Below are 7,526 nucleotides of genomic sequence, written 5' to 3' on the forward strand. Positions count from 1 at the left end.
CCGCCACTGCGGGATCGGGCTGCACACCCCCGCCTCGGTCCACTACGGCACCGCGACCGAGGTCCGCGCTCAGCGGCAGGCCACCCTCGACGCTGCCTACGCCGCGCACCCCGACCGCTTCGGCCACCGCCGGCCGGCACCGCCGAAACTGCCCACCGCCGCGTGGATCAACCAACCCTCACGGGAGGCCCTCATACAAAGCGCCTGACCGCAGATGTCTCAAACGGCTTGACACCTTCCGGAGCGGGACCTGCTCAGTCTGTAGTCACATGGACCTGGAGCAGGCTTTGCCGATCCACAAGACCCGCACCGTGTAAGGCCATTCTCTGAGCATTCGTCTCGATCACAGGCCCGTCACGGTGCCGTCGATCGAGACGGGTGCTGGGTCCGGTTCGTTCACGTAGACCTGCGGCGGGGTCCAGGTGGCCCGCAGACGGCGCGCGCCCTGGTGGGAGGGGCCGAGCGCGAACGAGTCAATCCTCGACGCAGCCTGGTCGGTGATCAGCCGTTCAGCGAACAACAGTCGGGCCACCGGCCGCAGGACGCTGTCGTCCAGGCCCAGTCCCCGCAGTGGGACCAGCGGATCGATCGGCCGCGCCATCCATCCCATCTGCTGTCCGAGCAGCGAGGTGCCGAACAGCCCATCGGACAACGCCCGCTGGCCCACCTCGTCGGCTGATACTCCGTTGATGGACGCGCGCATGGTCGAGCCCCGCCGCTCTTGTGCGAGCAACGTCAGCCGCTCCTCATGACCAATCGTCGAGACGGTCCTGGTCGACAGCTCCACGATCTGCACCGGCAGTGCCATATGAGGGGATGCGAACGGCACACCGCCGGCACGGTTGTCCCGCAACCGAACCAACTCGGCATGGACCGCGTCGCTGCGCACCGCCGCGGTGAGCGAGATCGTGGTCCCGTCGTTGGTGATCTCGCGTGCACGGAACAGTGTCCGGCCCACCCGCACCCACGGCGCCAGCTCCTCGGACGCCAGTTCCTCCAGACGACGCCGCACCCGCCGTCCGAGGTCTTCTGGGTCATTCCACGGGCTCGTCGTGTACAGGTTGCGGGCGCCCTGGATCAGATCGCGCTGCGCACCGTCCATCTCCCCGCTGGTCTCGCCGTGGACGAACAGGCACAGCCTCAAGCCGTTGCGCTCGGCCTCCAAGAACTCAGCATGCGTGGCCGAGTATCCGTCGGGCATCCGCACGCCGTAGCGCGAACCCCACATGCCCACGTAGATCTCGGAGCTGCGCACCCCGGAGAGGTAGGCCTGCTCGGCCGAGATGTCCTGCGCTCCGAGATCCTCGAACATCACTGCCGTAGCCCCGACCGACTCGATCGCTGTCCGCACCGCAGCCCGCTCGTCGGGCATGTCGGTGATCAGGCTGGATACGAATACTCGCCGCCCGCTCGCCCACGCCCGCACGTCCTCCCCGCCGGCAGCCAGGGAGGCCGAACGCTGATCGATCAGCGACGCGTCATCCATGACTCAAGTCCATCACGGACACGCACCGGGCGCCGAGCGCACACGCGAGCCGCGGTGTCGGCGAGGCTCGCTAGCCTCGGAGCCCTCGCCGGTAAAGTAGGCAGCAAATGACGGCGGGCGACTGAGGGAGGCAGACCATGGCGCGTGCGGACCTGCTTCTCGACCTCGTCGAGGCCGAGCGCCGTGGCGATCGAGACCGCTTCCGCGTCCTCGTCGAAGCGGTGATCGCGGAGGAGCGAGCCAATCAGCACCACCTCGTAGCCGACCGCCTGTCGGAGCTGATCACGACCACCGGACAGAGCGCCCCGCGTGATGACCGCGCCGCAGCCATGCGTGACCTGGTGCAGGAGATCGTTCCTCATCGGCGCCTGGACGAGTTGGAGCTTGCTCCGGTCCCGCACCGGGTCGTCACTGAGCTGATCGAGGAGCAAAAGCGCGCCGAGCTGCTGCGCAGCTATGGGATCGAGCCCCGCAATCGACTGCTGCTGTCCGGCCCGCCGGGCAACGGCAAGACCAGCGTCGCCGAGGCCATCGCCTCGGAGCTGATGCTGCCCTTCTACGTCATCCGCTACGAAGGGGTCGTATCAAGCTTCCTGGGCGAGACCGCCGCACGGCTCGACAACGCCTTCGAGTTCGCTCGCACCCGCCGCTGTGTGCTGTTCTTCGACGAACTCGACACCATCGCCAAGGAACGATCCGACGAGCACGAGACCGGGGAGATCAAGCGAGTGGTCTCGACACTCCTGCTCCAGATCGACCAGCTTCCCCCGCACGTGCTGCTGGTGGGAGCGACCAACCATAGCGAACTTCTCGACCGGGCAGCATGGCGACGCTTCCAGATCCGCGCTGAACTCGAACCGCCCAGCCGTGCACAAGCGACCCGCTTCCTGGAACGCCTCGCCGCCCGCTTGGGCGGCGACCTCGGATTCGCCCCCCGGACCCTGGCGGACAAGCTCGTCGGAGCAAGCTTCTCCGAACTGGAAGAGTTCGCGTTGGACGTGCGCCGCAGAGCCGTGCTCGAACTCCCCGACAGCAACCTCCGGCGGATCGTCCAGGAACGTCTTGAGCACAGGCGAGATCAGGCGGCGGGGTGACCGGCGAGCGCCGGCCGCTCCTGGCGTTCGGGTCGCCAACGGTGGTAGACCGGCCCACACAAACGCCCCGGGACATGCCGCGCTTATCCAAACCCAACGCCGGTCGACAGGGGGAGCGGCTGACGCCGCAGTTCGGTGAGCTGAGCGCAGCGTTCGACGCCGAGCGGGCACGTCTTTCCGCTGACACACCCGACGAGGTCGACCCGGCGCTGGTGGTCGTCTTCGACCTCGCCGGCAGCATCAAGGACTTCCGCAACGCGGTCGACCAGATCGACGGACTGGAGTTCCTGTCCGAGCTGATCGGCGACCGGTCCGACCCAGACGACGACTTCCACATGACCGAGTCCGAGAGCGGCCGCACGGACAAGCCCGTCCAGCACTCCCTGTACTTGATGATGTCGAACGCCAAAGCGATCGACGAACTCCTGCGCCTGTTCAACGCTTGGCAAGCAGACCCGTCAGCGTCGTTCGCCTACGGCTTGGGCAAGTTCAAGACCGCGTTCCAGCAGCTCACCGCGATCCGACGGTGGGGACCAGAGGATCGCATCCGAGAGACCGGCCTGCGTGATCAGTGGCAGGAGAACCTCGACGTGGTCGGTCAGTCCGTCAGCACCGTGATGGTCGAAGTCGAGCTGTGGTACCGCCGCGACGCCTCACAGCGCGCCACAGCACAGGCACACGTCGAGCAGGTCATCTCCGGCAGTGGCGGACGTGTGCTCGACCGCTCCCGGATCGGCGACATCAGTTACCACGCCCTGCTCGCGGAGCTACCGATCCAACAGGTTCACTCGCTGCTGGCCGACGGGGCCGAGTCGATCCGGCTGCTCACCACCGACGAAGTCATGTTCGTCAACCCGTTCACTCCCATGAGCGTCGCACCGCCGACCACAGAACCGGTCAGCGAGGTCCGCCTGCCACCCGGAGAACGCACCGATGGCCTGCCCAGGGTCGCCCTGCTGGACGGGTTGCCGTTTCCCAACCACGACGCCCTCGCAGGCCGGCTGGTAGTCGACGACCCCGACAGGCTCGGCGAGAACTACCCGCTGGCCGCGCGCCACCACGGCACCGCGATGGCCTCGCTGATCATCCACGGTGACCTCTCCACCGACGGCGAACCGCTCGACCGGCCACTGTATGTCCGGTCCATCATGCGACCCCACGAATTCATGGCAGGACACGAGCAGATCCTCCCGGACCGGCTGCTCACCGATCTGCTGCACCGCGCGGTCAAGCGAATCGTCGAAGGAGAGGCCGGTCGGGGTCCGGTCGCGCCGAGCGTGCGCATCATCAACCTCTCAATCGGTGCGCAAGCCCGAGCGCTCGTGCGCCGGATGAGCCCCGTCGGACGGCTACTCGACTGGCTGGCCCACTCCTACAACCTGCTGTTCATCGTCAGCGCCGGCAACCACCTCGGCCCGCTCACGATCCCGGCCGATGCCACCAGCACCGCCGATTCGGCACGATCCGCCGCGCTCCGGTCCGTCTACGACGCCGCACTACTGCGAGGCATCCTTCCTCCTGGCGACGCCCTCAACGCACTGACCATCGGCGCCACCCACAGTGACGGACTCGGCGACATCGACGTGCCGGACACCGCCTGGGACATCACCCACCAGAACGGCCCAGCCCACTACGGTGCGACTGGCCCCGGCGTCGACCGCTCCGTCAAGCCCGACCTGCACCACATCGGAGGCAGGGCGCTCTACGCCCGCCCTGTCACACCGCCTGCCGGGCAGGAAACCGTCGCGGTGGAACTGGCTCCGACCGCAACGACCGGGCCAGGCCTCCAAGTAGCCGCGCCCGGGCGAGCGGGCGCAACGAACAACACCGTCTTCACCATCGGCACCAGCAACGCAACCGCGTTGGTGGCCCGCGAAGCCAGCCGCCTGTACGACATCCTCGAAGCCGGCGCGGGCGATCCCGAAGACGCGCCGCTACCGGACCCGCAGTACCACCCGCTGCTCGTGAGAGCCCTCCTCGCCGACGCCAGCAGTTGGGGCGAGTGGGAGGCGCGACTGCGTCGCGAACTCGGCCTCACCAACCAGCAAGCCCGCCGCCACCTGACCGCGCTCCTGGGCTACGGCCGGCTCGACACCGACCGGCTCGGAACCGCAGCCACGAACAGGGCAGTGCTGGTCAGCGGGCGACTGATCGCACGCGACCAACGCCACACCTACGAGCTGCCGCTGCCGCCTTCGCTCCGTGCACGCGCAGAGTGGTACCGCTTCACCATCACCCTCGCCTACATGGTCCCCACCGTCGGCCAGCTCAACCGCTACCGAGGCGCCAAGGTCTACTTCGCCACGCCAGACATGCAACTCGCTGGCGGCGAGCGGATCGATGCCGAACACAACTCGGTCAGACGGGGAAGTCTCCAACACGAGATCGTGCAGGGCACCCGCACGATGGTGTTTGGCGACGACGGCACCTTCCCGATCCACGTCGAGTGCATGGACGATGCCCAACGGCTCCGCGCCGGCAAGACCGTGCGATACGCGCTCGTGGTGTCCGTAGAGACTGCGGAACAGACATCGACCACCATCCATGACGAGGTACGGGCGAGACTGCGCCAGCAGGTTCGTGATCGCGCACGCGGTCGGGTGCAGAGTTGAGTCGGCTTCCCGGCTTGTGCGCTCCCACGGCGTGGCGACGGCAAGAAGGGCCGTGAAGGTAGTCCGATGTCGACTTACGAGCAATGGTATCGGCGGTTCCTACTAGTCAGCGAGACAACCGCGGATCAAGCCCTTGCGGCGCAAGAGCTGATCTCCCTTGCCGGCGGGATTGATGGATCCGCTCTTTCCTCCAAAGAGAAATCAGCACTTCGATTCGTCTGTTCCTCCCTCATCATCAACGCGGGAACAGACCTCGCCGACGTGACGATTCTTCAAGCGGGACAACAGCTTGCTTCGCGCGCACAGGGGAAACCGACTCGGCAGAGCCGCTGCACTTCCAATGCATGTACAACGTCGCGAACGCGATCGTCGGTGCCTGCGATCTCGGTTTGCCCACCGAGGGCCCCCGGGAAGTTTGGCTTCCGGCGCTCATAGAAAACCGCCGGTCCAGTCGAGTCGAGCTTCGGCGGGCGAGGCGAATGTTCCTGAATGTCGGGTCGTCCCGGCAGGCCGATCCACACACTCGATCTGCTGCGTACTGTAATCTTGCGAACAGCCTCAACCACTCTGGACGGTGGGCCGAAGCATATGATTTCTACCTGCGGGCACTGGAAGCCGATCCGACGAACGGTAATGCCGCCGGGAACTTGGCTCAGCTCTTGCTCAGTCGAATCCATGCAGGAGTGGGGCAGACTGGCCACATCGCCGCCGTCTATGACAAGTACGTGAAGATGGCACAGTCCCTGCGAGATGGCACGATCGACTTCGCCGGATCAGCCACGGCCAACCGCTGGGACGGCCTTGAGCCCACGGACAGCTTGGGTCACCTCGCTCACGGCCTGGATGATCCCGAGGACGAATATCGTCAGTGGGTTGCGACGTACCGACTCGCATTGTCACCCGCGGTCGAGGGTCTCGGCACCGAAGACGTACATTGGGACAGCGCCGCAATCGAGATCCTGTACGGCAACTCGCCGGAGGAGATGTCGCCGCCCATCCTGGCGGAGATGAACGTTCTCAAGTCGGACTTCCTCGTCTCCCGTCAGTTGGCGTACGAAGGCTACGTGCAAGTTTTCGAAGGACCGCAGCAGAAGGACGACGACACTGGGTACTACATCGAGACGCTCGACTACTCGCTTTACGGACTCCAGTACTCGAAGCTGTTCCTCGCCCAGCGGTCAGCGCTAGATGTTCTGGACAAGACCGCCGTTGTCGCCAACGAACACTTTGGCGTCGGCGACGAAGCGCGAAGAGTTTCATTCCGCAAATTCTGGGCAAACAAGGACGGGGTGGTACGACTAACCTCGATCGTGCATGAGTGATCGGCGTGTCCGGGGTGTGAAAGTACGGAAGTGCCTGTCCTGCAACGGGATACTTGGACTTACGACAGTTCAAAGTTCCTGAGCGGGAAGGCACTCCGTAGGTGAAGCGTACTTCGTGGTCGAGCGGGTTGGCGATATCTGGTGACGGCAGCGGCGTGGTCGCCCACGCGGGCAGCGTCGCGGTGCGGCTTCTTGCCGATCGGGTCGGCCTGACCGAGACGCTCTCGACGGCCCTCGTGCGGCGCGGTTTCGTCCCGGGTCATGACCGGGGCCGGGTGCTGGTGGATGTGGCCACGATGCTGGTCGCCGGTGGTGAAGCGATCTCGGATATAGACACGCTGCGTCACCAAGACCATGTGCTCGGGCCGGTGGCGTCGCCGGCGACGGTGTGGCGCGCGTTGGACGAGCTGGCCGATACCTCGGCGAAGCGGGTCGCGGCCGCGCGGGCCAAGACCCGCAAACGGGTGTGGGAGCTACTGCCGGGCGGGCTCCCGGCGGCGCGAGTGGCCGACAGCACGTTGCCGAAGGATCTGGTCGTGCTGGATGTCGACGCCACGATCGTGATCGCCCACTCGGAGAAGGAACACGCGGCGCGGACGTTTAAGAAGACCTTCGGGTATCACCCGATCGGGGTCTGGTGCGATAACACCGGCGAACTGCTCGCCGCGACGTTGCGGCCGGGGAACGCCGGCTCGAACACCGCCGCCGACCACACCGGCGTGTTGAGCGAGGCGATCGCGCAAATCCCCGCCCCGCACCGCAAGAGCCTGTTGATCCGGGTCGATGGGGCCGGGTACTCCCACGAGCTGCTGGACTGGATCACCAGGATGAACACCGCGAAAACCAGTGGGAGGCGGGGCCGTTCGGTCCAGTACAGCGTCGGGTTCGCGGTCACCGAGACCATCCGCGAGGCCATCACGCGGGTGCCGAAACGGGCCTGGACCCCCGCGATGGACGCCGACGGGGATGTCCGTGAGCACGCCGACATCGTCGAGATCACCGGCCTACTCCC

The 7,526-nt window shown here is 66.2% G+C and carries 5 protein-coding genes and 1 pseudogene; 5 read left to right on the plus strand and 1 reads right to left on the minus strand.

Translation table 11 applies throughout. The features are described 5' to 3' along the window. Nucleotides 1–208: pseudogene (locus tag BN11_RS24370) on the plus strand (hypothetical protein); the annotation flags it as partial. Between the two features lie 135 nt (nucleotides 209–343). Here BN11_RS24370 and BN11_RS18795 read toward each other — a convergent pair. Continuing rightward, entirely contained in the window at nucleotides 344–1,486 is a 1,143-nt protein-coding gene (locus tag BN11_RS18795) for a DUF4062 domain-containing protein (RefSeq protein ID WP_048699874.1), read from the minus strand. A gap of 137 nt (nucleotides 1,487–1,623) precedes the next feature. Between BN11_RS18795 and BN11_RS18800 the strand changes: the two genes are divergently transcribed. The 4 genes from BN11_RS18800 to BN11_RS18815 form a co-directional block, all read left to right on the plus strand. Further along, nucleotides 1,624–2,580, plus strand: coding sequence for an AAA family ATPase (locus tag BN11_RS18800; RefSeq protein WP_048699876.1), 957 nt, complete (start codon nucleotides 1,624–1,626; stop codon nucleotides 2,578–2,580). A gap of 74 nt (nucleotides 2,581–2,654) precedes the next feature. After that, nucleotides 2,655–5,192 (plus strand): S8 family peptidase, encoded by a 2,538-nt coding sequence (locus BN11_RS18805; RefSeq protein ID WP_235435549.1) that lies wholly within the window; start codon nucleotides 2,655–2,657, stop codon nucleotides 5,190–5,192. A gap of 344 nt (nucleotides 5,193–5,536) precedes the next feature. Further along, on the plus strand, nucleotides 5,537–6,514 hold the full coding sequence (locus BN11_RS18810) for an LA2681 family HEPN domain-containing protein (RefSeq protein WP_157044279.1): 978 nt from the start codon (nucleotides 5,537–5,539) through the stop codon (nucleotides 6,512–6,514). A 101-nt stretch (nucleotides 6,515–6,615) separates the two neighbouring features. Continuing rightward, a partial coding sequence (locus tag BN11_RS18815; protein ID WP_048699881.1) for an IS1380 family transposase occupies nucleotides 6,616–7,526 on the plus strand: 911 nt, incomplete at its 3' end.

The organism is Nostocoides australiense Ben110 (assembly GCF_001050535.1).
Classification (GTDB): domain Bacteria; phylum Actinomycetota; class Actinomycetes; order Actinomycetales; family Dermatophilaceae; genus Nostocoides_A; species Nostocoides_A australiense.

Coding starts and splice junctions, on each gene's coding strand:
- BN11_RS18795 (WP_048699874.1), bottom strand. CDS start 1,486: ATGGATGACGCGTCGCTGATCGATCAGCGTTCGGCCTCCCTGGCTGCC.
- BN11_RS18800 (WP_048699876.1), top strand. CDS start 1,624: ATGGCGCGTGCGGACCTGCTTCTCGACCTCGTCGAGGCCGAGCGCCGT.
- BN11_RS18805 (WP_235435549.1), top strand. CDS start 2,655: ATGCCGCGCTTATCCAAACCCAACGCCGGTCGACAGGGGGAGCGGCTG.
- BN11_RS18810 (WP_157044279.1), top strand. CDS start 5,537: ATGTACAACGTCGCGAACGCGATCGTCGGTGCCTGCGATCTCGGTTTG.